This window comes from Ruegeria arenilitoris, assembly GCF_013032445.1.
GTDB classification, from domain to species: Bacteria; Pseudomonadota; Alphaproteobacteria; order Rhodobacterales; family Rhodobacteraceae; genus Ruegeria; species Ruegeria arenilitoris_F.
Window position 1 is genome coordinate 1 of record NZ_WQCA01000006.1, and the last position, 22067, is coordinate 22067.

Here is a 22067-nt window from a genome sequence, read left to right on the forward strand (position 1 = left end):
CCTCTTCAACTGGGCTGCAAGCTGATTGGAACCGGGTTTCCTTGTCCTTGTCAGGTCTAATGCGTTCATAGCGCCGACGGTCATCACGAAACAATTCGTCCAGAAGCGGTTTGCCAGAAGCGGCATCTTCGATGAGAACGCGATCCGGATCCCAGTGACCGACAAGGTTCAATGCCTTGGACTTCAGGTCCGTGTAGTCCACCTGCCCGCGCCAGACGTCGAGAAGGAACCACGCGTTTTCGCGGAACCCCCAGGTCGTACAGACAGAGAAGTCAGACCGGGGATCCGCAGACATACCCGTATCCCAGCTCTGAACGACCAGTTGGAACCAGCGACGATCTTCGATTGTCTCGTAGGTGCCGAACCACTCCCAGCGCAAGGGTGATCCATCCGGCGCAATCGGGTTCTGCTGATACTGGCAATTGAACACGGCCGCGCCCATTTCGCGACGCTTCGTATCCAACGTTTGCTGATCCAGGCGCGACGGACACAGAAGATCACCCGGTTTGCGGCGCATGACATTTCCGCGCCCAAGAGGAACCATCTCATGTTCTTCGGCAATGGCAGGCAGATTCAGATGCCGATAGGTTCCGCGTTCGAGCAGATAACCCGGCGGATCCATCTCGTGCAACCGCTGCGCAACCATGACAACGCGCCCCTCGGCCGGGTTGTCAAAGCGCGACAGCAAGGTCCCTTCAATGAACTCTTGCGCCTTGACCAGCTCGGCCTCGGAACTCGCATCACCCGCCTTCAGAAGATCGTCAATGATGATGTAATCGGCGCCATGACCGGTGACAGAACTGCCGATGGAGACAGCCTTACGGCTGCCTCCCTTTGTGGTGCGGATTTCTTCTGAGGTGTTGCCCTTTTTAGCCAAAACCGTTTCAGGGAACATTTCCCGGTACCAGCGTGCGGACATGATCCGTCGACAATCTTCGGAATGTTTGCGCGCCAGATCCAGCCCATAGCTGGCAACAATGATCTTGGCGCTCGGAGAGTGCCCCAGAAGATAAGCGACATATGCAACGGCAACGGTGACAGATTTCAGGCACCGGGGCGGAATGTTGATGATCAACCGCTTGTTCTCGCCGACGCGAACGTTGTCCAACTCATGGCACATGGCGCGCACATGCCAAGCCGGATCAAAGCCGCGGTCAGTCCCCTGGTGCAGCGTGCCAAACACACGCCACACGAAGGGAAAGAAATTGTCCCGGCAAACCTCGCGAGCGGCTTGCACGACGATTTTTGGATCAGGAGTCGTCATCTTCCGCCTCCTCATTTTCCGGACCACCGTCACCGTCCAGTTGGCTGGAAAAGAAATCCCGGAGGATGTCGTAGTCGACAGCGTCCGGTTCAAGCGCACGGACGCTTTCTTGCGCGTCCATTTCACTTGGGTCGAACAGATCCGCGTCCAGCTTCAGCAGCGCCATCATCAATTTCGTGTCGCCCTTCAACGCGCCAGCCGTGAGCCGCTTGGCAATTGCCTCCGCCTTGGAAATCCGGACTTCCCGGTTGCCTTCGCGGACCGTGATCTTCGCTTCCAGTTCGCGTTTCAGACTGGCATTCACACCCTTAGCACCTTTCGGTCGCCCTTTTGGATTGCCAGAACGGCCTTTCTTGAACTGGGTCACTTTGGGCGGCTTGCCGTAGCCCACCTCGTAGTCCTTCGTATCGTCAGACATGATCCGCCTCCTGCTCTGAGGTGGCGTCTACGGCTGCAGAACGCGCATCGAACGTTTGCCCCGTGACAGCATGCACCGCGCTTTCACCAGTCATGTCCTGCCAACGACGGATGGCGACATCGACATAAGCCGGGTCGAGCTCAATCAGCCGCGCCCGGCGCCCGGTCTTCTCGGCTGCCAGCAAGGTCGCGCCGGACCCGCCAAAGGCGTCCAGCACGACATCGCCGCGATGGCTCACATCCATGATGGCATCTGCCACCAAAGCTGTCGGCTTCACCGTGGGATGATCAGCAAGATCCGCTTCGCGCCCTGCCCCAAAGCTGTTCACACCTGCGTAATCCCAAACATTGGTCCGGTTGCGCCCATGTTTGCCCAGTTCGACATTGTTGATATGCGGCGCGCCCGGTTTCTTGAAGATCGCCACCAGTTCGTGCTTGGAGCGGTAAAGGCTGCCCATCCCTCCGTTGGTCTTGTTCCAGACGCAGAGGTTGATGAGATCCAATCCACCTGCATTGCCCGCTGCAATCAACTCTTCAATATGACGCCAGTCCATGCAAATCATCGCGATGCCCCCGTTCGGCAGGCAGTCGAACAAATGGTTGATCGCGTCTGTGAGGAAGCCTCGGAATTCGCTATCAGACATTTCTCCCGACGCCATGGCAAATTCGCGATGATCGTCGCCGGTGCCACAGCGGACATGCCCATTGACCGGTACGTTATAAGGAGGATCGGTGAACACCATCTGCGGGCTCTCGCCATCCAGGAGCATCTCGCAGCTCTGCGCTTGCAAAGCATCCCCGCAGAAGATGCGATGATCTCCAAGAATCCAGAGGTCGCCTGGCTGCGTAATTGCAGGCACCGCAGGATCCGGTGACTCAACAGTTTCCGCTTCAGTCTCCGTGACCTCGCCTGCACTATCGATGATGATGTCAATCTCCGGTGCCTCGAACCCGGTGATGTCCAGATCAATGTCCAGCTCGCCATCAAGGCTGAGATCCATCAGCTCGGCAAACTCAATCTGGAGCGCGGCTTCGTTCCAGTCGGACAATTCCGCCAGCTTGTTATCCGCAATGCGCAGAGCGCGCACTTCTGCGTCTGACAGATGATCGGCCACAACAGTTGGAACGGACTTCAACCCCAGAGCCTTGGCGGCTTCATAGCGGCCATGACCCGCAATGATGGTACCCGCAGCATCCACAAGGATCGGAGTGACAAAGCCAAACTGGGCCACCGAAGCCTTCAGCTTGTCGATATTCTTGGCCGCGTGCACCCGATTGTTATTGGCGTAGGGCTTGATCTGGCTGATCCGGGATTGGACGACATTGTCCGCCATCCAGATCGGCGAGTTGGACGCCTTGGCGTCGCTGTTTGTTTTCTTAGCAGGCATAGCCGCCTCCTTTCACTTGACGCTCTTTAGCGTCGACAAGAAAGGATCGTGTTGGGAATTCGGAGAGAGCACGATCAGCAACTCTCCGGACCAATCGATCCGGTTCGTTGCCCCTTCGAATGCTCTCTGCGGAAACCTGTGTTTCCAATGAGTGCTGCCTGCGGGAGCAGTTTCCCGCCCTGATAGTCCGGGCGATTGAGCCAAATGTAGGTGTCATCAATACGAGACGCAACCCCCAAACCAAAAGTAACCAAATCGTAACCAATTAAGATTGTTGACGAATAATCGGATGTGCGGCAGCAGCGCTCCGCAAAACATACCCCTCCTGGGATTGCCCCAGAAAGAGCTGGACTGTTGTTGCCAACCACGCATCACTGGACCCACGCTCGAGCCATTCGGGCGCTCCTCGGCACCGGGGCTCGGCATTCCGCCAGCCCCAGATCGGAGGAGACAATACATGTCCAAATCCAAACAAACCAAAATTGACAAAGTGCAACATTTGTTGCGCCGCCCGAGTGGCGCCAGCCTGGCGGAGCTCTGCAAAACAACAGGGTGGCAGCCTCATTCGGTCCGAGCAGCTCTAAGCGGCCTGCGGAAAAAAGGCGTCACAATTGACCGGCGGGCATCCGACAAACCAAATAGACCATCCACATATCACCTGACGTCGGGAACAGGAGAAGAGTCATGACGAAGACTGGCGATGTCGCCGATCTGGCCGCCATGGGTCGATCGGATCTGGTCACGCTTTGGCAGCAACTGTTTGATCAACCCGCACCCGCCATGCTCAGCCAACCCTTCCTGCGCCGTTTTATCGCCTTTGAGATGCAGTCGCGCTGTCGTGGCGGGCTACCCCGGCAGGTCAAAGTCACGCTTGAAAAGGGCTCTGAGAAAAAACCCCGGCCTAAATGGCCTGCCCTCAAACCTGGTGGGCGCCTGCTGCGCGAGTGGAATGGCGTGACCCATGTAGTCGACGTTACAGATGACGGCTTTGTCTGGAACCGGAGGTCCTATCGCTCGCTCTCGGCCATCGCCCGAGAAATTACCGGCGCGCATTGGTCAGGGCCGCGTTTCTTCGGACTCTCTGGCAAGGGGGCCAAATGAGCCCGCGCCGCAAAATCAGATGCGCCATCTACACGCGCAAGTGCTCAGAAGATGGACTGGACCAGGACTTCAATTCACTGGATGCGCAATATGAAGCCTGCGCGGCCTATGTCGCCAGCCAGCGACACGAAGGTTGGACCCTGCTGCCCGAGCGCTACGACGACGGTGGGCTGTCCGGTGGCACACTCGAGCGCCCCGCCCTGCAACGCCTGCTGGAAGAGATCGATGCTGGGCGTATCGACATGGTGGTGGTCTACAAGATCGACCGGCTGACCCGATCGCTGGCCGACTTCTCCAAGCTGGTCGAACGGTTGGAGCAGGCGGAGTGTTCTTTTGTGTCCGTCACGCAGGCCTTCAATACCTCTTCGTCCATGGGCCGCCTTACTCTGAACGTACTTTTGTCCTTTGCCCAGTTTGAACGGGAAGTCACCGCAGAGCGTATTCGCGACAAGATTGCTGCGTCGAAGAAAAAGGGGCTTTGGATGGGTGGTAACATGCCTCTGGGCTATGATCGCCACCCGGATCCAAAAGCAAGAACGCTGGTGGCAAATGAAGAGGAGGCCAGAACAGTCCGGCATCTCTTTGGGCTCTATGACGAGCTGGGTTGCCTGCGCAAAGTAGAAGAACGGGCCACGGCAGCAGGGCTGCGGTCAAAACGGGTTGTTCGGGCGGATGGCAGCGTGAAAGGGGATTGTCCGCTGTCACGCGGTCAGATCTATTACCTGCTGTGCAACCCGGTTTATCTCGGCAAAATCCGCCACAAGGATAAGATCTGGGACGGGCAACATCCGGCGATCATCGACCAGGGCATCTGGGACCGGGTGCAGGAAAAAATGCGGCAGGCCTCGAACCGTTCCCGGGCACGCGGCGGCTCCGATGCGCGCCAACACTCCAATGACCCCGGCGCCTGGCTTACCGGTTTGCTCAGCGACGACACCGGGGATCGGTTGACGCCAACCCACACCACGCGCAAAGGCAGACGGTTGCGCTACTATATCTCCAACAGACTGATCTCGGGTGGCAAGGATATCTCCGGCTGGCGACTTCCCGGCCCTGCGCTAGAAAATGCTGTCATTGATGTCATCGTCAGACATCTGCAAGACGCCGCCGCCGCGCATCGAGTTCTGGCACAGCCGGAGGCCGGATCTGCTGAGGCGGTCCAGACCTCAATTGCGGATCTCGTGACCCGACTTCGAGCCCAAGGCTGTCAGGTCGGCGCTGAACTTCTGGCCAACGGCAGAATTGTACGAGGACAGATCAGCCTCGAATTGAACCGTAAAACCTTGGCGAGCGCACTTGGCATCGCTGCCGACCACCTGCACCCGGATCTCAAACTTATCACCGCATCCTTCGATCTGCGCCGCCGCGGCGTTGAGGCCAAGGTCGTCGCCGGGGACATGGCACCCCAACCCGATCCTCACCTCCGGTCCATGCTGATCCGCGCCCATGGCTGGGCCCGTGATCTGAAAGCCGGGGTTCAACTGAAGGACATTGCGCGGCGGGAAAAGCTCCCTGGCGCCTTTATCCGCACCCGCGCTCAACTCGCTTTTCTCTCACCGAAGATTCAAGCGGCGATTCTCGACGGCACCCAGCCGCCGGAACTCACACTCAAGCGTCTGGTCAGCGTGACCCACCCACTTGATTGGTCCGAACAGGAACGCCAGCTCGGCTTCTGACACCTCCAGATCCTGCGTCCTTGATACAGGGTTCGCCCTCCCTGATCTGGCGGAACAATTCCCTGTTCCCGCGAGAAAATTCCCTGTTCCACTTTTTAGGGAATTTGCAACATAAACCTCTGAAAAACATACAATGTTGGCATGAGACATGAGGGAACTCAGACCCGTTTTGCGAAAATTCCCTGTAAATTGCCGGGTATCAGGGAAATCCCGCCCAAAGCGACCCCGCCAAAATGCGGCACTGAGACTGGGGATTGGATTCTACTCAGAGCGTGCGATCCGCTCAGTCTCTGATTGAAAGCCCACGTGCCAACGCGCGGGAATTGCGGCACAATTCCGGGTCAGAAAACACAAATGAAGTGAGACAGGTATGAGTGGCGGGGAGACAGGGATTCGAACCCTGGGGACGCTCTCACGCCCAACGGTTTTCAAGACCGCCGCATTCGACCACTCTGCCACCTCCCCGCGTGAGGCCGGGTCTAAGGCCAACGCGAACTGGTGGCAAGAGCAAATAGGGAAATCTTGCCGAAGCGCGTGCGGCGGTCTTTCCATGACACTTTGCCCACGTTATGCTTTGCGAGAAAGACCGCAGCAGGCCGGCAACACAGAACCGGCGATCGGCAGCGGGGCCCAGAAAAAAGCCCCATCAGGCAAGGGACGATAAAATGAAACGAGCGACTGAGACACGCGCAAAAACGCGATCGGTGGCGGTGCTGGCCGTGGCATTGGCGGCCTTGGCCGGTTGTGAGGAAGGTTTGTCCCCTGACAAAGCTCCGGAAGACGCCCAAAGTGGTGACACCCAAGCTGATGACAAAGTTGAACTGTTCCCAGACTACACAGACAACTCAGGTGATTCCGTCGAAGCGCCTGACGCATTTAACGTGGTTGAAGCCGGCCTTTGGGACGGTCGTCCATCCTTGGGTGGTATCTGGGTTGCCCACCCCGACGTAACCCAGCCTGAGCGTGTAGTGATCAAAAACACAACCAACAACAAGACCATCACTGGCGCTTTGTTCCGGCGGGAAAGAAATCTGCCAGGGCCAGCGTTGCAGCTTTCCTCGGCAGCCGCCGAGAAACTGGGCATCTTGGCTGGGGCGCCTACGAAAGTCGAAGTTACCGCCCTGCGGCGCAAACCGGTTGAGGAAAAAGAACCGGAAGAAACTGGGGAAGTTGAAACCGCAGACAACGCGCCTTCAGATGACAACGCCAAATCGCAAGACACCGCAGCCAATGCCTCAGTGGATGGTGAAGAGAAACCCGTCAAGCGAAAGTGGTGGCAAAAGAAAGAAACAGTTGCAGCCGCGGGTGTAGCTACCGCGGCCACTGCAGCAACGGCAGATACTGCAACTGAGGCGGCGGAAGAAACCGTCGCAGCGACGCCTCAGGCAACCACTTCCCCATCCCTGTCCGATGCAGAAGTGACGCAGCCCAAGGAAAAGCCAGCCAAACGAAAATGGTGGCAGAAGAAAGAACCTGTCGCGGCCGCGGGCGTAACTGGTGCTGCAGTTGCGGCAACATCAGATGCTACCACCGAAGCGACGGCTGAGGCCGCGGAAGAAGTCGTTGAATCGACAACTCTGACGACACCGTCCCCAACTCTGTCGGATCCTGAGGTTGCGCCACCCAAGGAAAAACCCGCCAAGCGGAAATGGTGGCAAAAGAAAGACCCCGACGCCATTACTGAAACGCCGCTGGAGCCCGTCGCAGGCGCAACCGCAGCCATTGACGCTGCAGACCCCACCCCAGTCGTTGCAACCGCCGCAGCGTCTCAGGAAAAAGCTCCACGCTCTTTGACAAAACCGTATGTTCAGGTCGGAACTTTCAATGTCCAAGCCAATGCAAAGAGCGCGGTCTCAAAGATTGAACGGAACGGAATGGCCGCTGATATTCGTGAACTGAACACTGGCGACAAAACGGTCTGGCGCGTTCTGGTTGGCCCGGCAGCAACTCGTTCTGAACGCAAAGCGATTCAAAGCGACGTTAAGGACCTTGGCTTTACCGACGCGTTTACCGTCAAAAACTGAAACAACGGAGGCCTTTAATGCTGTCCTCACTGCGATCATCTGTTTTGACCCTCGGGCTGGCGCTTTTTGCCCTGCCCGCCCATGCCTTTGATACACAGGCCCGCGCGGCCTATGTGATGGATCAGACGACTGGAACGGTCCTTTTGTCCAAAGAGGCGGATCAACCGCTTCCGCCCGCGTCGATGTCCAAGTTGATGACGCTCTATGTGGCGTTCGAGGCGTTGCGCGATGGCCGGTTGACACTGGACGAAACACTACCGGTTTCTGAACACGCGATGAGCTATGGCGGCTCGACCATGTTCCTGAACACGCAAGATCGTGTCCGGGTCGAGGATCTGCTGCGCGGCATCATCGTTTTGTCAGGCAACGACGCCTGCGTGGTGATCGCCGAAGCGCTCAGCCCCGACGGGACCGAGGCCGGATTTGCCCGCTACATGACCCAGCGTGCCAAACAGATGGGCATGGACAACTCGAACTTCGCGAATTCCAATGGCTGGCCTGCAGCGGGTCACATGATGTCGGTACATGACCTTGCGGTATTGGCGGACCGGCTGATTTCTGATTTTCCTGAGTATTATCCTCTGTTCGCCGAGGAAGTATTTGAATTCGACGGCCGCGCACCGTCGAACAAACGTAACCGCAACCCGCTGCTAAAATTGGGCATCGGTGCTGATGGTTTGAAAACCGGTCACACGCAAGAGGCCGGATATGGCCTTGTCGGCTCGGCCAAGCAAGGCGACCGCCGGGTGATCTTTGTTCTCACAGGCCTCGACAGCACCGCCCGCCGTGCAGAGGAGGCTGAGGCCGTGGTTAACTGGTCGTTTCGAAATTTTGTCGAGAGGACAGTTGCCAACGCGGACACGCCGATAGCACAGGCCAAGATCTGGATGGGGGCAAAAAAGACAGTAGATCTGGTTCCTGAAGAGGATCTCACCCTGCTGTTCCCTGTGCTGGGCGACAAGAATATCGAGGCCGAAGTTGTTTACGAAGGTCCCGTCAACGCACCAGTTGAAAAGGGTCAGCAATTGGCTGAGCTGGTTATCAAGCCAGAAGGTCTGCCGGAAATCCGCCGTCCCTTGGTTGCCGCTGAAGCCGTTCCGAGCGGGGGGTTCGTTGTCCGAATGCTGACCGTGGGCGGTATCGTTGTGACCGATGTGATCGGCAATCCCTTGGACGCGTTTTGACGAGCCCCGGGTTGTTTCTGACCTTTGAAGGCATTGACGGATCGGGCAAATCCTCGCAGGCAAGAATGCTTGCGGATCGCTTGCGGGATCTGGGCCGTGAAGTCGTTCTGACGCGTGAACCCGGCGGATCGGTTGGGGCTGAGGAAATCCGTCGTCTGGTTTTGGAAGGCGACCCCGATCGCTGGTCGGCTGAGACGGAACTGCTGCTGTTCACCGCCGCCCGGCGCGACCATCTGGAACGCACCATCGAACCGGCCCTGGCAGTGGGCAAAGTGGTGATCTGCGACCGTTTCGCCGACAGCACCCGCATGTATCAGGGCCTGTCGCGCGGCAACCTGCGCGCGGTGGTTGACCAGTTGCATAGTCTGATGATTGGGCGCGAACCTGACCTGACCCTGCTGATCGACATGGACCCACAAACCGGCCTAACCCGCGCCAAGGGGCGGCAAGGAACTGAGGAACGGTTCGAAGATTTCGGTGTGGATCTGCAGGAGAAGATGCGCGCAGGCTTTCTGGCACTGGCCGATGAATTCGCGGACCGTTTCCGGGTGATCGACGGCAATCGGGACATGGACAGCGTTGCACAGGATGTGACAGAAATCGTCCTGCAAGCACTGTGACGGGCGATAGATGAGCGACGACACCCCAATCCCGGATCAGGCCCCCGGAGCCCCGCATCCGCGTGAAACCCAGCACCTGTTCGGACAGGCTGAGGCCGAGCAGGCGTTTCTGAGCGCCTACACCTCGGACCGGCTACATCATGGCTGGCTTCTGACCGGCCCGCGCGGGGTGGGTAAGGCAACGCTGGCCTGGCGGATCGCCCGGTTTTTGCTGGCAACGCCTCCGGTCGAAGAGGATGGGCTGTTCGGTGCGCCCCCGCCGCCCGAGTCGCTGGAGATTGATCCCGACCATCCCGTCGCCCACCGTATTCTGGCCGGGGCCGAGCCGGGCCTTGCTGCCATCACCCGCTCGCTGAATGATCAGGGGCGGCTGCGCAACGAAATCGTTGTTGATGACATTCGCAAGCTTGGGAAGTTCTTTGGTCTGTCGTCCGCCGATGGCGGGCGTCGGGTTGTCATCGTGGATTCGGCGGATGAGATGAATGTCAGCGCGGCCAATGCCCTGCTGAAGATGCTCGAAGAACCGCCCGCGCGCACGACGTTGCTGCTGATCTCGCACCAACCGTCGCGCCTGTTGCCGACGATCCGGTCGCGCTGTCGCACCCTGCGGCTATCCCCCCTTGGCCCCGAGGATATGCAAGCTGCGCTTTCGCAAACCGGTGCGGAATTGTCCGGACAAACCGACCATCTGGCCGCACTGGCCGCCGGGTCCGTGGGTGATGCGGTCCGATTGATCAATCTGGGCGGGCTGGAGATTTACGCCGAACTTATCGCTATTCTGAGTACCCTGCCCCGCATGGATCGCCAACGTGCGTTGAAACTGGCCGAGGCCGCCGCCCAGCGCGGTGCAGCCGACCGGTTTGAATTGTTGCTCACGCTGATCGATGTCGCTTTGTCGCGCCTCGCCCTGACCGGTGCTACCGGCACACCACCATCCCCAGAGGCCGCCCCGAATGAAGCCGAAACGCTGGCGCGCTTGTCCTCATCTCCGCATCAAGCCCGCCAATGGGCCGAGGTCGCGGCGACAATCACAGCCCGCGCGCGACATGGTCAGGCGGTGAACCTTGACCCTGCCGCTCTGGTCCTAGATACGGTGTTCAAGATACAGGAAAGCGCCGGTCAGAGCAGATGAGCGACACGCCCCAGATTACCGACAGCCATTGCCATCTGGACTTCCCCGATTTCGAGGGGCAACTGGACCAGATCGTCGCCAACGCCGCCGAGGCGGGCGTGACCCATATGGTCACGATCTGCACGCGCCTGCGCAACGAACCCACCGTCCGCGCCATTGCCGAGGCCCACGCGCCGGTCTTCTATGCCGCCGGCACCCACCCCATGAGCGCGGCGGATGAACCGATGGTGACCGTCGACGAACTGGTCGCTTTGGCGCAGCATCCCAAGTTCGTGGGCATCGGCGAAACCGGGCTGGATTACCACTACACCGCTGACAGTGCCGACGTGCAGAAGCAATCGCTGCGCGTCCATATCGAGGCCGCGCAACGCACCGGCCTGCCTCTGATCATCCACGCCCGCGCGGCAGATGATGACGTGGCGCGCATACTGGCCGAGGAACACCGCAACGCACCCTACTCCTGCGTCATGCATTGCTTTTCGTCCTCGGCGGAACTGGCCAAAGCCGCGCTGGATCTGGGTTTTTACCTGTCCATGTCCGGCATTGCCGCTTTCCCCAAAAGCCAGGAGTTGCGCGATATCTTCGCCGCCGCTCCGGTTGACCGCGTGCTTGTGGAAACCGACGCACCCTATCTGGCGCCACCGCCCTATCGCGGCAAGCGCAACGAACCGGCCTATACTGCCCACACCGCCCGCAAGGGGGCCGAGGTGTTCGGCATGGACTACGCCGATTTCGCGGCCCAGACCCAGGCCAATTTCGACCAGCTGTTCACCAAAGCCGCAACCTACAAGGCGGCCGCATGACCGAGCTGCGCTGCACCATCCTCGGTTGCGGCTCTTCCGGCGGTGTGCCCCGGCTGGGCGGGCATTGGGGCGAGTGTGACCCGAACAACCCCAGAAACGTTCGCCGACGCTGCTCGATGCTGGTGGAGCGCGACGGTCCCGAGGGCACCACATCCGTTCTGATCGACACTACGCCGGACATGCGCAGCCAATTGCTGAGCACAGGAACCGGGCGGCTGGACGGAGTGGTCTATACGCACAGCCACGCGGACCACGTGCACGGCATCGACGATCTGCGCATGATCGTCTTTAATATGAAGGCGCGTGTTCCTGTTTGGGCCGATGGCGACACCCAAAATGATCTGTTGGGGCGGTTCGGATATGCGTTCATTCAGCCCGACAGCTCTCCGTACCCGCCGATCTTGGACCTGAAAACCATCGACGGCCCGTTCGAAATCGACGGCCCCGGTGGCCCGATCCCGCTTCATCCGTTCAAGGTCAACCACGGCTCGATCGACTCGCTGGGGTTCAAGATGGGCAAGCTGGTCTATCTGCCGGATGTGGCCGAATTCTACGACGACTCCTGGGCCCTGATGGAAGGGTTGGATTGTCTGATCATCGACGCCCTGCGCAGATCGCCGCACCCCACCCATGCGCATCTGGAAAAGACGCTGGGTTGGATTGACCAGTTGAAACCCAAACGCGCGGTGCTGACCAATATGCATATCGACCTCGACTATGCCACGGTCGAATCTGAGACCGCCGATCACGTCACTCCTGCCTATGATGGCATGGTGATCCGTCAGGCTTTGTAAGACGCTGCGGACGCGGCCTGCGATATCCCTCTGGGTGGCAAGATGCTGCAAAGCCTGATCGACGTCATTCTGCCGGTTTTTCTGGTTATCGGAGCGGGATACGCCGCGACATCATTGGGGTATTTCAAAGAGGTCCATGTAGACGGGCTGATGAAGTTCACCCAAGGCTTCGCGATCCCCTGCTTGCTGTTTCTCGCCATCGCGCATCTGGACCTGAGCAGCAGTTTCGACCCCCGGCTTCTGGCCAGTTTTTATACGGCCGCGGCGGTGTGTTTCACCGCTGGCCTGTTCGGCGCCCGCCTGATCTTTCGCCGCGACTGGGAGGATTGCGTCGCCATAGGGTTCTGTTGCCTGTTCTCGAACTCGGTCCTGCTGGGCCTGCCGATTACTGAACGCGCCTACGGGCCCGGAAACCTGTCCGGCAACTATGCGATCATCGCCTTCCACGCACCGTTTTGTTATGCTGTCGGCATCACTGTGATGGAGGTGGTCCGCAACCGTGGCAATGGCGGCGGGCTTATGGTGCGGTCGGTTCTGACAGCGATGTTCCGCAACGCCCTGATCCTTGGTATCGCGCTGGGTTTTGTCGTCAACTTGTCCGGGGTCGGCGTGCCCTCGGTAGTGGACGAGGCGCTTGGCCTTATAACCCGCGCCGCTCTGCCCGGTGCCCTGTTTGCATTGGGCGGCGTGCTGGTCAAATACAAGCCCGAAGGTGACCTGCGTGCGATTGCCTATGTCTGCGCCATTTCCCTGATGCTGCACCCCAGCCTTGTGTGGCTGTTCGGCTCGTCGCTGGGCTTGCCGCAGGACCTGTTCCGCTCGGGCGTGCTGAACGCGGCAATGGCACCGGGGTTTAACGCCTATATCTTCGCCAACATGTATGGCCGGGCCAAACGGGTCGCGGCCTCATCCGTGTTGGTCGGAACAGCGGTCTCCATCCTGTCAGTCTGGTTCTGGCTGACACTTTTAGGCTGACCTCAGAACGGTTTGGATTGACTTTGTTGCGGCAGGAAACACCTATCGGGAAAGCAGACAGGATCAAGTAAATGCCCCACGCCCTAATCGTCGCCCATGGCCAGCCGTCCGACCCGATCCCGGCTGATCAGGCGTTGGCCAAATATGCCGCCGAGGTGGATGCCTTGTGTGATGGCGTGACTGTGCGTTCTGCCACGCTGGCTGCACCGGACGTTTTCGAAAAGCGCGTCGCAGAACTGACCGATGACGCCGTGATCTATCCGCTTTTCATGGCCAAGGGCTGGTTTGTCACCAGCGCCCTGCCAAAGCGTCTGTCCGGGCGAAACCTGCGCATTCTCGATCCTTTGGGTGTGGACCCGAACCTGCCGAGACTGGTTGCAGCGGCACTGCGTGACACGCTGAACGAAAACCAATGGACCGCGGAGGAGACCGATCTGGTGCTGGCCGCCCACGGATCCGGCCGCAGCCGCAACCCCTCAGCCGTGGCCCGCGCCTTTGCAACTGACCTGGCGCAGCACCTGGCGTTCAAATCGACGCGTCTGGGGTTCGTCGAAGAGCCCCCCTCTATTACCGAAGCCGCCACGGGCCTGTCTGATCAGGCCTTGTGCCTGCCGTATTTTGCCTGCCATGGCGGCCATGTGATTGATGATGTTCCGCAAGAACTGAACGCGGCTGCGTTCCAAGGCCATGTGATGCCCGTGGTTGGCGAACTGCCCCGGATCAAGCAGCACATTGCAACCACCCTGTCCCGCCTATTCCACGAGACCTGATCGTCCGGACATCCGCGGGTTTTGACACTGCAGGAGTTGGCTCGATCACCCCGGAAGAGGCACCCCCTACTGCCGCCCCACAAGCGCTGAATAAAGGCAGTGGCGGGACCTGCCTTTCCTTTTGGCTTCGTACAGAGCCAGGTCCGCCGCATTCAGGATTTCGGCGGCTTTGAGGGGCTTGAACTGAGTGGACAATGCGGTTCCGATGCTGGCGGAAATCCGGCAGGTGTTCTTCTCGAACACCATCGGCGTTTGCAACCGGTCGATCAGACGCGCCGCAATTGCCGAAAGAATAACTTCGTCCGACAGGCCTTTGAATATAATTACAAACTCATCCCCGCCGATGCGCGCCACCGTATCGTCATTGCGGGTTTCCTCAACCATGATCCGGGCGGCCTGCTGCAAGACATAGTCCCCCGCAGCGTGTCCATACTGGTCGTTGACCGATTTGAAGAAGTCCAGATCCAGATGCATCAGCGCAAACGGTGAATTCCCGGACACCAGATGCCCCAGCAAGACGTCCATCGCCCGCCGGTTCTTCAACCCGGTCAACATGTCGGTAAAGGCTCGCTCCTCAGCCGCCAACATCGCACCCTGCAGCCGCAGGTTCAGCGATCGCGAGGCCTCCATCGCGGCGGACTTGGCCTCGACCAGATATAGCAGTTCGATGGCAAGATCGGTGCCCGAGAAATCCGCGCTTGTCAGGGCATAGTCGCGCACCGCATCCAGAATCGAGATACCAAAGGACAGGTTGATAACCGCGCCCTTTCCCTGCGGCAGAGGGGAGATCAGCCCTTTCAACGCTGTGCGCGGGGTGTCGTGAAGCTTGAGGTGCAGCTTGGCTCCGGCCAGCGTCATAAGCCCCGACAACGTTGTCACGGCACGTGGCCGCACCAGTTCAAAGACGTCCAGAAAATCTTTTCCGGCCATCGGCTGATCGGGGCGTAATTTCTGCAATGTCGGCCCTACACGTTTTATCTGCCCGCCTTCGTCCACCAACACGAACATCGGGCATAGCGTTTCTAGAAGCGCCGACAGATCACTGGTATCCATCATGTTTTTCGCGCCCCCAGATCGAAATGACGCCCCTCGGCAAATGCGCTTTCGACAAGAACAATCGAGATGACCTCAGCCTCGCCCTCCTGCCCGTCATGAGACAGCATCGCCAAAGCTCCGTAATCATCGGCTATTGCACGCAGGACACCGACCATCACGCTGGAATAGCCGGGCAGACCTGGATGGCAGAACAGCTGATATTCCGTTGGCGCCTTCTCTCTCAGTTCAAGTGCGGGCAGGTTGAGGTCGGAAACGGCCAGCCGCACCCGGTCGGACAGATCGTCCAGCGAGTGCAGGAATTCGACATAACTGACACCGCCAAAGCGCAGCAGCCGCCGCAGATCCTCCATATTCGGATGAGAAACCAGGTAGGTTCCCAGATCCTCAAGGATTTCGGCGCGCGGGCGGTGCAGGTCTGCACAAAGCGCGTCCAGAATCCGAACGGTCATGTCATCGTCGTAGACCAGCATGGCCTCGAACTCGACAAAGCCGAGTTCGGCGTCCTCGGTCACGCGCAACCAGCAAGACTGCCCGTAAGTCGCGCAAACAAAAGACTGTACCGCCCGATTGATCAGACCATGCATGAGATGTCCCAGATTGGTTTCTGTGCCAATCTGACCTGACAATCCTTAACAAAACCCCAAGATGGTTGGTGAGATACCGACAATCTGATTGAGTCTCACGGCGGAAGGCATTGACCAAAAACTAGAAATCGGTCGGCGCCCCACCTTCGGCCTTTCGTCGGGCAACAAACTCAGCAAGCTCTTCACGGATGCCTTCATCCATTGGCGGAGGCTCAAAGCTGGTGATGATTTCCTTGAACATGTGATGCGCCCGTTCAGCGGTCCAGATACCGCCCGCCACGTTCCATCCTTCGTAGTTTCTCCAATCGCTGAGGAAGGGTTGGTAAAACGCCGTGGTGTAACGGTCCTGCGTGTGCTGAACGCCGAAGAAATGGCCGTCATTGCCAACCGCGCGGATCGCCTCAAGGGCAATCTCGTCTGGCCCAGTCGCAGTGACTTCCGGCTGCATATAGCGTTGGATTTGCTGTAGGATTTCGCAGTCCATAATGAATTTTTCCGGGCTGGCGATCAGCCCGCCCTCTAGCCAGCCCGCCGCATGATAGACCATGTTGGTGCCCGACTGAACGGCAGCCCAAAGAGAGTTCGACGTCTCCCACACCGACTGCCCGTCAGGTACGTTGGCGGCACACACCCCCGATGAACGCATGGGCAGGCCGTAGTACCGCGCCATCTGCCCGGTCATCTGGGTCGAGCGCATATATTCCGGCGTGCCAAAGGCCGGAGCCCCGGATTTCATGTCCACATTCGATGTGAACGTCCCGATCACGCAGGGAATCCCCGGGCGGACATATTGGAACAGGGCAATCGCACACAGCGCCTCGGCAAGCGATTGGGCCACAGCCCCGGCCATCGTCACCGGCGCCATCGCCCCTGCCAACGTGAACGGAGTCACCACGATCGCCTGCCCTCGTCGAGCCAGACGCAGACAGCCATCGATCATCGGATGATCGTGTTTCAGCGGCGAAGTCGAGTTGATGTTGGTGTACATCCGCGGTGAGGCCTCGAACTCTTCATGACTCAGGCCGCCTGCAATTCTGACCATCTCCATCACGTCTTCGACGCGTTCCTTGCCTAGCGAATAGGCGTGCATCGCCTTGTCGGTCAGGGTCAGCTTGTCGTAGAGGACGTCCAGATGTCGGATGCTGGCGTGGATATCGACCGGCTCGACCGGATAGCCCCCGGCAAAGTGGATACAATTGAAATACTGCGTCAGTTTCAGCAGATTCCGACACCTCTCACGATTACCAGGAACCTTGTTGCCGATTTCCATGTCCCAGTAGTTCGGCGGAGACGACACGTTGCCGAACACCATGGTCCGGCCACCGATTTCAATCGTCCGGTCGGGGTTGCGCGGCGTGATGGTAAAACGTGACGGTGCCTTGGCCACCATCTCCATGACGAACTCGCGGCCCATGCGGACATTGTCGCCATCGATGGTACACCCAGCCTGACGAAGGATGCCGATGGCTTCTTCGTTGTAGAACTCGATCCCGATCTCTTCGAGGATACACATGGCCCCTTCATGGATCGCCTCAATTCCGGCCTGATCCAGCGGTTCGGTCGGATTGTCGATATTGACCGGAGGGCTCCACGGCATCTGGTCGATGACCGCACTGCCTCTGCGCTCGGCGGCACCGGCCCGTCCCCCACTGCGACGTCTGCGCGTTTTCGTGTCAGCCATTTGATCCTCCGGAACTTGCTTAATCCTATGCAAGCCCCGAAGGTGGGCATCTGGCCGCTCTGTCTGCGACAGACTATGTCGGTTTCTTATTTCGAAGCGCCGAAATTGACCGCCGCGCGATCAGTTTTTGGACAGCCAGTCGGGAATGTGTCCGATATCCGGCAACACTACGTCCGCCATCGGCGCCAGCGCTTCGGCCGGAGCCAGCCCTGTCAAAACGCCGATCGTGGTCATCCCCGCGGCCCGTCCGGCTTGCAGATCATGCAGGCTGTCACCGACCATGGCCACCTGTTCCGGGTCCACACCCACATGAGCCGCAAAGGCCAGCAATTGACCGGGACCGGGCTTGAACCCGTGGCCGCTGTCATAACCTGCGACAAAATCGAAATGATCGCGAATCCCGACTGAGGCCAGATGCTGCAGCGCAGGCATCTCTCCGTCATTCGTCGCCACGCCCAGCTTCAGCCCGGCCTGCCGCAACTTGTCGAGAAAAGGGTCCAAAGGAACCGCCTGGGCCTGTGGAGCCGCGGCCGATTCGGCGTTCAGCACATCAATCAGCTCGTCCTGCGTCATGTCCGGCAGATGCGGGGCGAGGACTTCGGCGATTTCCTCAACGGTGCCCGCGATGACGATGCTGTCTTCGGAATAGGTTACCTGCTCCAGATCGAACCCGATAAGCCGACCCAGTTCGGCGGCGCGTGCGTGGTCACCTCCGGCCAGACGCAGCACCATGTTGCGCCCAAACGCGCCCCAGGTATTGGCAAAATCAAACAAGGTTCCGTCCTTGTCGAACAGGATCGCGTCGATGGGCATTGAATGCTCCTGCAAGGTTGTTGGATCAGGTCCAGTGGACGTCGGCACCACCGGACAACACCGCACGGGCCTGACCGGGGTGATCATAGGGCACGGAGTTGGCGTCACAGAAAGCGATCACCCACGAATCGTCAAGCATAAGAAACTCCAGCACCGATCCCAGAAACTCCGGTTCGCCCGCCCGGTCGCGCAGGTCCTGCGCCGAAGCACCGGTAGACCCCAGAAAAACCGGCAGCAATTCGTCGTTACCCACCAGCCAGCCCAACACATTGAGCGCCAGTGTTTCTGCAGACTGGGCGGAGATTGACATAAAATTGCCCCGGATCAGGTCACGGAAAGGGTTTGTTAACCAGACTCATAAACACTTTGGCAACGCATGCAATCAATGGTGACTGATATGTCCGTGCAGGGAACCATCCTTGTCCTCGACGGGACCTCGACCAATCGCATCATGCTGAAGGTCCAACTGACGGCAGCATGGTACCACGTCGTTCAGGGCGAACGGCTGCAGGGCCTTGCCGGCCTGTTGCGGCGCGCCAAGCCCGATCTGGTGCTGACGTCTCAGGCCTTGCCGGATGGGACGGCGGTGGATGTCAAAAGGCTGGTTCAGGCAGATCCGGACCTGATCGGAGTGCCGGTGGTTGCAATCGCGCCGCAAAACGACAAGGCCGCCCGGTTGCAGGCCCTGGCGGATGGGTTGGACGATGTTCTGGTGCATCCGTTCAAAGACACGTTCCTGCTGGCGAGGGTGCGCAGCCTGTTGCGCGCGCGGGCCGAGGCGCAGGATCTGCACGTCGAATCCAGCTCGCATCCCATGGGCTTTGCGGAACCCGGTGCCGCGTCCTTCATGCCCCCGAAAGCGGCCCGCGTGACCATTCTGACGCAGGCCGCACGGACCGGAGCGTTGTGGCAAAACGCCTTGTCGAAACGCACCCGGCACAGCCTGTCGGTGTATACCTCGACAAACCTGCAGGGCGTTTTGTCCGGGCCAGTGCCGGACGCCATCATCTTTGAAGTCAGCGCAAATTCCTCGGGCCTGAACTTGTTGGCCGATCTGAAATCCCGTGGCACCACCCGGCACACAGTTCTGATTGGTATTTTTGCGGAAGAGAATGCCGCGCTGGCGTCAGAGGCGCTGGATCGTGGCGCCGATGCGGTTTGCCTGGACGGATTCTGCGCGGAAGAAGCGTTGTTGCGTCTGGAGAGCCAGATCAAGCGCAAAACCCAGCTGGACCAGATGCGTGCCTCGTTGCGACGCGGGCTGGTCGACTCCTGGGTGGACCCTCTGACAGGGTTGCACAATCGCCGCTATGCGATGCGTGCGATGGATCAGATCGCTCATCAGTCCACGCGCACCGGAAAAGGCTTTGCGGTGATGCTGGCTGATCTGGACCACTTCAAGACCATTAACGATAAATTCGGTCATATAAGCGGAGATCTGGTGCTAATCAAAGCGGCCAAACGGTTGAAACAGACCTTGGGTGCCGCCGGTTTCATTGCCCGGATCGGTGGGGAAGAGTTTATGATCGGCCTGTCGGAAACCACGCAGGCCAATGCCCTCAAACTGGCCCGTAGCCTGTGTGATTGCATCCGTGAGAAGCCTTTCGACCTGCCGGACAGCGCTGTCACTATCCCGGTCACGATCAGCATCGGACTGATCGCAACCCAACCTGATGGACGCTCATCATCGCAGCAGCCAGCGGAACTGGAAAGGTTGATCAAATCGGCGGACACCGCCCTTTACGCTGCCAAGACCGCCGGACGTAATCAGGTTCGAGTCCGGCAAAGCGCGGCCTGAGGCGATTAGTCCTTGTGCTTACGACCGTGGCGTTTGCGCTGCACCACTTCTTGCAGACGGTCCGCGTAATCCTGACGTTCGGCATCAGTCATCGCGGTGATGCGATCCAGCCATTCCTCCTGCAACGCGCCTTGTAACTCGGCCATGGCCTGCGCCTGTTGCTGCAGCAACGCCTGCACAACCGCGGGATCGAATGGCTCTGCCCGTAATGCGGCCTCGAGCGCGGCGAAGTCCTGCGACCGGAGTTTCGCGCCTTTCACATGCCGTTCGGACAACTCTCCGCGCAAGGCTTTCCGATCCTCTTTGGGCAGCGCCCGATAAATCGCGGGTCCAAACCCCGGAGGTGCCTTGCCGTGATCCCCGCCCTTGACCCGGTACACCGTACCCAAGGCAGCCCCGGCCACCAACAGGTTCAGCGCCAGCGATACGGTCAACAGGACCGTTACCCATCGTCTTTTGGGCTTGGCATTATCGCTCATTCGGCGTCCTCCAGAAATGTTGTGTCGAGGCCGAGGTCGGCGACTACAAAGCTGGTCTCTTGCGGGTAGATGATCGTCGCCGGGTCGGGCAGAAAACCCGGTGCCGACAGACCGATCCAAACACCCGCTGCGCTGGCGGCAACCAGCCCACCCATGCTCTGCCAGCCTCCAAGCCCATCCAGTATCCGCGCCCAGATCGAACGCGGCGGTGCTGCGGGTTTCAGCCGGTCCAGACGCACTTCTTCGGCGTCCGTAAGAATGCGAACCGCCAGATCGTCGGGCAGTTCGGGTCGGGTTTGCCGTGCTTGGGCAAACAACTGATTCAGGTCCATGTCGTTGTCAGCCATCTTCGTACCCCAGTTCATCCTGTCGCTCGACCATTATCGCCATCAGAACACGTTTTCCGCGCGCGATCAGGCTTTCCACCGCTTCTGTCGAAACACCCATGATCCCGGCAATTTCGGGGTTGGGCAATTCCTCGATATGCCGCAAGATCACCGCCTGCCGCTGACGATCCGGCAATTGGGCCAACGCAGCCTGCAGCGCGTCTTTGCGCGCCGCGTCCTGCAATCGATCCACTGCGCTTAGTTCGCCGTCTTCGGGTTCGGGCACATCGTCCAAACTGTCCGGGCGTTTTTTGCGCTGTATGTCCACACACAGGTTCAGCGTCACGCGGTAAAGCCAGGTTGACACTTTGGCCTGCCCCGGTACCCAGTTCGGTGCCATCTGCCACAGCCGCATCATCGCATCCTGAGTCACGTCTTCGGCTTCGGCCCGGTTGCCCAGCATCCGCATAGCCACCGACAAACACCGCGGAGCCAGCCGATCCGTCAATTCGCGGGCTGCGACAGCATCGCCCTTGGCAAACTGTCGCAGCAAAGCATCGTCCGAATATTCCACGGCGCCAGAAGCGCCGCGGAGTTCGTGCGGTGGGGAGGTCAGGTCCTCCATCCTTCATCAGCTGTCGTCAGAGCCCGCCTTGCCGTGCTTTTTGTGCTTTCGGCCCATCCGCTCTTTTGCATCAGCATATTCCTGTTCCGAAATCGTACCGCTGTTATCCGCGTCGATATGGTCAAACATCTTGCCAGCGCGGCGCGGTTTGGGCAACTCGTCCTCGCTCAGAAAACCGTCCTTGTTGGCGTCATGTCTTTCGAACATGTTGGTCACGCGATCATTGGCTTTCTTTTGCGCGGCAGCCTGCATTTCCTCGACGCTCAGCTGACCATCGCCATCCGAGTCGGCCTTGGTGAATCGCTGCGTCCGATGGGCCTCCATCTCTTCCTTGGTCAGTTGGCCGTCACCATTTGCGTCCAATTCCTGAAAGCTCACCGGTTCGCGATCTTTCGGCCCAGCCGCCAGAACCGAGGTGCCTGTGACTGCAACGGCCGTGATCAGGATGGCCGGAATGAATTTCGCGCTTTTCATATCGTTTTTCCTTTGTTTTGCGGCCCCATCGCCGCTGCTCACATAGGTTCAAACGGATAGGCTCGCGGGTTCCGTCGCAAAAA

General features: G+C 59.3%; 24 protein-coding genes and 1 tRNA gene. 12 read left to right on the forward strand and 13 right to left on the reverse strand.

What is annotated here, in order from left to right:
- From GOW98_RS09510 to GOW98_RS09520, 3 genes are all read right to left on the reverse strand, one after another.
- The coding region (locus tag GOW98_RS09510) for a hypothetical protein (RefSeq protein ID WP_170331372.1) at positions 1–1264 on the reverse strand (1264 nt) is incomplete at its 3' end.
- Positions 1251–1682, reverse strand: coding sequence for a DUF5681 domain-containing protein (locus GOW98_RS09515; RefSeq protein WP_170331374.1), 432 nt, complete (start codon positions 1680–1682; stop codon positions 1251–1253). The genes GOW98_RS09510 and GOW98_RS09515, both read right to left, overlap by 14 nt.
- Positions 1675–3069 (reverse strand): site-specific DNA-methyltransferase, encoded by a 1395-nt coding sequence (locus tag GOW98_RS09520; RefSeq protein ID WP_254437965.1) that lies wholly within the window; start codon positions 3067–3069, stop codon positions 1675–1677. Before GOW98_RS09520 ends, GOW98_RS09515 begins: the two co-directional genes overlap by 8 nt.
- Before the next feature lie 457 nt (positions 3070–3526).
- Here GOW98_RS09520 and GOW98_RS26235 point away from each other — a divergent pair, with 457 nt between their 5' ends.
- Genes GOW98_RS26235 through GOW98_RS09535 form a run of 3 tightly spaced genes read left to right on the forward strand, consistent with a single transcriptional unit; the run spans position 3527 to position 5846 of the window.
- Positions 3527–3757: a DUF3489 domain-containing protein gene (locus GOW98_RS26235; protein WP_217359507.1), complete on the forward strand. Its 231-nt coding sequence runs from the start codon at positions 3527–3529 to the stop codon at positions 3755–3757.
- Entirely contained in the window at positions 3754–4170 is a 417-nt protein-coding gene (locus tag GOW98_RS09530) for a DUF2924 domain-containing protein (protein ID WP_170331378.1), read from the forward strand. The genes GOW98_RS26235 and GOW98_RS09530 overlap by 4 nt, the downstream gene beginning before the upstream one ends.
- Positions 4167–5846, forward strand: a complete 1680-nt coding sequence (locus GOW98_RS09535; protein WP_170331380.1) for a recombinase family protein — start codon at positions 4167–4169, stop codon at positions 5844–5846. The genes GOW98_RS09530 and GOW98_RS09535 overlap by 4 nt, the downstream gene beginning before the upstream one ends.
- 375 nt (positions 5847–6221) lie before the next feature.
- Here the strand turns inward: GOW98_RS09535 and GOW98_RS09540 are convergent.
- Positions 6222–6311 (reverse strand) — tRNA-Ser (locus GOW98_RS09540).
- Between the two features lie 200 nt (positions 6312–6511).
- On the opposite strand from GOW98_RS09540, the gene GOW98_RS09545 reads away from it, so the two are divergent.
- The 8 genes from GOW98_RS09545 (at position 6512) to GOW98_RS09580 (ending at position 14148) form a co-directional block, all read left to right on the forward strand.
- On the forward strand, positions 6512–7870 hold the full coding sequence (locus tag GOW98_RS09545) for an SPOR domain-containing protein (RefSeq protein ID WP_217359509.1): 1359 nt from the start codon (positions 6512–6514) through the stop codon (positions 7868–7870).
- Positions 7871–7887: 17 nt separating this feature from the next.
- Positions 7888–9054 (forward strand): D-alanyl-D-alanine carboxypeptidase family protein, encoded by a 1167-nt coding sequence (locus GOW98_RS09550; protein ID WP_170331382.1) that lies wholly within the window; start codon positions 7888–7890, stop codon positions 9052–9054.
- Entirely contained in the window at positions 9051–9674 is a 624-nt protein-coding gene (gene tmk / locus GOW98_RS09555; protein WP_170331384.1) for a dTMP kinase, read from the forward strand. The genes GOW98_RS09550 and tmk overlap by 4 nt, the downstream gene beginning before the upstream one ends.
- Positions 9675–9684: 10 nt before the next feature.
- Positions 9685–10806, forward strand: coding sequence for a DNA polymerase III subunit delta' (locus GOW98_RS09560; protein ID WP_170331386.1), 1122 nt, complete (start codon positions 9685–9687; stop codon positions 10804–10806).
- A complete protein-coding gene (locus GOW98_RS09565) occupies positions 10803–11609 on the forward strand; it encodes a TatD family hydrolase (RefSeq protein ID WP_170331388.1) in 807 nt (268 codons plus the stop codon). The genes GOW98_RS09560 and GOW98_RS09565 overlap by 4 nt, the downstream gene beginning before the upstream one ends.
- The gene (locus GOW98_RS09570) at positions 11606–12403 is read left to right on the forward strand and encodes an MBL fold metallo-hydrolase (RefSeq protein WP_170331390.1); all 798 of its coding nucleotides are present in this window, start codon (positions 11606–11608) and stop codon (positions 12401–12403) included. The genes GOW98_RS09565 and GOW98_RS09570 overlap by 4 nt, the downstream gene beginning before the upstream one ends.
- Before the next feature lie 42 nt (positions 12404–12445).
- Positions 12446–13378 (forward strand): AEC family transporter, encoded by a 933-nt coding sequence (locus GOW98_RS09575; RefSeq protein ID WP_170331392.1) that lies wholly within the window; start codon positions 12446–12448, stop codon positions 13376–13378.
- Positions 13379–13449: 71 nt separating this feature from the next.
- Entirely contained in the window at positions 13450–14148 is a 699-nt protein-coding gene (locus GOW98_RS09580; RefSeq protein ID WP_170331394.1) for a sirohydrochlorin chelatase, read from the forward strand.
- Positions 14149–14214: 66 nt separating this feature from the next.
- Here the strand turns inward: GOW98_RS09580 and GOW98_RS09585 are convergent, their stop codons facing one another.
- The 5 genes from GOW98_RS09585 to GOW98_RS09605 all read right to left on the reverse strand — a co-directional run bounded on the left by GOW98_RS09585 (position 14215) and on the right by GOW98_RS09605 (position 18592).
- On the reverse strand, positions 14215–15204 hold the full coding sequence (locus tag GOW98_RS09585) for a GGDEF domain-containing protein (RefSeq protein ID WP_170331396.1): 990 nt from the start codon (positions 15202–15204) through the stop codon (positions 14215–14217).
- On the reverse strand, positions 15201–15788 hold the full coding sequence (locus GOW98_RS09590; RefSeq protein WP_170331398.1) for a heme NO-binding domain-containing protein: 588 nt from the start codon (positions 15786–15788) through the stop codon (positions 15201–15203). Before GOW98_RS09590 ends, GOW98_RS09585 begins: the two co-directional genes overlap by 4 nt.
- Positions 15789–15909: 121 nt before the next feature.
- Positions 15910–17469 (reverse strand): trimethylamine methyltransferase family protein, encoded by a 1560-nt coding sequence (locus GOW98_RS09595; protein ID WP_170331401.1) that lies wholly within the window; start codon positions 17467–17469, stop codon positions 15910–15912.
- Positions 17470–17589: 120 nt separating this feature from the next.
- The gene (locus tag GOW98_RS09600; protein WP_170331404.1) at positions 17590–18282 is read right to left on the reverse strand and encodes an HAD family hydrolase; all 693 of its coding nucleotides are present in this window, start codon (positions 18280–18282) and stop codon (positions 17590–17592) included.
- Positions 18283–18307: 25 nt separating this feature from the next.
- Positions 18308–18592, reverse strand: a complete 285-nt coding sequence (locus GOW98_RS09605) for a DUF3572 domain-containing protein (protein WP_170331406.1) — start codon at positions 18590–18592, stop codon at positions 18308–18310.
- An 87-nt stretch (positions 18593–18679) separates the two neighbouring features.
- Here GOW98_RS09605 and GOW98_RS09610 point away from each other — a divergent pair, with 87 nt between their 5' ends.
- Positions 18680–20080: a diguanylate cyclase gene (locus tag GOW98_RS09610; RefSeq protein ID WP_170331409.1), complete on the forward strand. Its 1401-nt coding sequence runs from the start codon at positions 18680–18682 to the stop codon at positions 20078–20080.
- Positions 20081–20085: 5 nt separating this feature from the next.
- On the opposite strand, the gene GOW98_RS09615 is transcribed toward GOW98_RS09610, so the two are convergent.
- Genes GOW98_RS09615 through GOW98_RS09630 form a run of 4 tightly spaced genes read right to left on the reverse strand, consistent with a single transcriptional unit; the run spans position 20086 to position 21984 of the window.
- A complete protein-coding gene (locus tag GOW98_RS09615) occupies positions 20086–20559 on the reverse strand; it encodes a periplasmic heavy metal sensor (protein WP_170331411.1) in 474 nt (157 codons plus the stop codon).
- The gene (locus GOW98_RS09620; RefSeq protein WP_254437966.1) at positions 20556–20906 is read right to left on the reverse strand and encodes a hypothetical protein; all 351 of its coding nucleotides are present in this window, start codon (positions 20904–20906) and stop codon (positions 20556–20558) included. The genes GOW98_RS09615 and GOW98_RS09620 overlap by 4 nt, the downstream gene beginning before the upstream one ends.
- Entirely contained in the window at positions 20899–21510 is a 612-nt protein-coding gene (locus GOW98_RS09625) for an RNA polymerase sigma factor (RefSeq protein WP_170331413.1), read from the reverse strand. The genes GOW98_RS09620 and GOW98_RS09625 overlap by 8 nt, the downstream gene beginning before the upstream one ends.
- Positions 21511–21516: 6 nt before the next feature.
- Positions 21517–21984, reverse strand: a complete 468-nt coding sequence (locus GOW98_RS09630) for an EF-hand domain-containing protein (protein WP_170331415.1) — start codon at positions 21982–21984, stop codon at positions 21517–21519.
- Between the last annotated feature and the right edge of the window lie 83 nt (positions 21985–22067).

Excerpts from the sequence above, each read along its gene's own strand:
- GOW98_RS09515 (WP_170331374.1), bottom strand. The coding sequence starts at position 1,682 with ATGTCTGACGATACGAAGGACTACGAGGTGGGCTACGGCAAGCCGCCC.
- GOW98_RS09520 (WP_254437965.1), bottom strand. The coding sequence starts at position 3,069 with ATGCCTGCTAAGAAAACAAACAGCGACGCCAAGGCGTCCAACTCGCCG.
- GOW98_RS26235 (WP_217359507.1), top strand. The coding sequence starts at position 3,527 with ATGTCCAAATCCAAACAAACCAAAATTGACAAAGTGCAACATTTGTTG.
- GOW98_RS09530 (WP_170331378.1), top strand. The coding sequence starts at position 3,754 with ATGACGAAGACTGGCGATGTCGCCGATCTGGCCGCCATGGGTCGATCG.
- GOW98_RS09535 (WP_170331380.1), top strand. The coding sequence starts at position 4,167 with ATGAGCCCGCGCCGCAAAATCAGATGCGCCATCTACACGCGCAAGTGC.
- GOW98_RS09545 (WP_217359509.1), top strand. The coding sequence starts at position 6,512 with ATGAAACGAGCGACTGAGACACGCGCAAAAACGCGATCGGTGGCGGTG.
- GOW98_RS09550 (WP_170331382.1), top strand. The coding sequence starts at position 7,888 with ATGCTGTCCTCACTGCGATCATCTGTTTTGACCCTCGGGCTGGCGCTT.
- GOW98_RS09560 (WP_170331386.1), top strand. The coding sequence starts at position 9,685 with ATGAGCGACGACACCCCAATCCCGGATCAGGCCCCCGGAGCCCCGCAT.
- GOW98_RS09565 (WP_170331388.1), top strand. The coding sequence starts at position 10,803 with ATGAGCGACACGCCCCAGATTACCGACAGCCATTGCCATCTGGACTTC.
- GOW98_RS09570 (WP_170331390.1), top strand. The coding sequence starts at position 11,606 with ATGACCGAGCTGCGCTGCACCATCCTCGGTTGCGGCTCTTCCGGCGGT.
- GOW98_RS09575 (WP_170331392.1), top strand. The coding sequence starts at position 12,446 with ATGCTGCAAAGCCTGATCGACGTCATTCTGCCGGTTTTTCTGGTTATC.
- GOW98_RS09580 (WP_170331394.1), top strand. The coding sequence starts at position 13,450 with ATGCCCCACGCCCTAATCGTCGCCCATGGCCAGCCGTCCGACCCGATC.
- GOW98_RS09585 (WP_170331396.1), bottom strand. The coding sequence starts at position 15,204 with ATGATGGATACCAGTGATCTGTCGGCGCTTCTAGAAACGCTATGCCCG.
- GOW98_RS09590 (WP_170331398.1), bottom strand. The coding sequence starts at position 15,788 with ATGCATGGTCTGATCAATCGGGCGGTACAGTCTTTTGTTTGCGCGACT.
- GOW98_RS09595 (WP_170331401.1), bottom strand. The coding sequence starts at position 17,469 with ATGGCTGACACGAAAACGCGCAGACGTCGCAGTGGGGGACGGGCCGGT.
- GOW98_RS09600 (WP_170331404.1), bottom strand. The coding sequence starts at position 18,282 with ATGCCCATCGACGCGATCCTGTTCGACAAGGACGGAACCTTGTTTGAT.
- GOW98_RS09605 (WP_170331406.1), bottom strand. The coding sequence starts at position 18,592 with ATGTCAATCTCCGCCCAGTCTGCAGAAACACTGGCGCTCAATGTGTTG.
- GOW98_RS09610 (WP_170331409.1), top strand. The coding sequence starts at position 18,680 with ATGTCCGTGCAGGGAACCATCCTTGTCCTCGACGGGACCTCGACCAAT.
- GOW98_RS09615 (WP_170331411.1), bottom strand. The coding sequence starts at position 20,559 with ATGAGCGATAATGCCAAGCCCAAAAGACGATGGGTAACGGTCCTGTTG.
- GOW98_RS09620 (WP_254437966.1), bottom strand. The coding sequence starts at position 20,906 with ATGGCTGACAACGACATGGACCTGAATCAGTTGTTTGCCCAAGCACGG.
- GOW98_RS09625 (WP_170331413.1), bottom strand. The coding sequence starts at position 21,510 with ATGGAGGACCTGACCTCCCCACCGCACGAACTCCGCGGCGCTTCTGGC.
- GOW98_RS09630 (WP_170331415.1), bottom strand. The coding sequence starts at position 21,984 with ATGAAAAGCGCGAAATTCATTCCGGCCATCCTGATCACGGCCGTTGCA.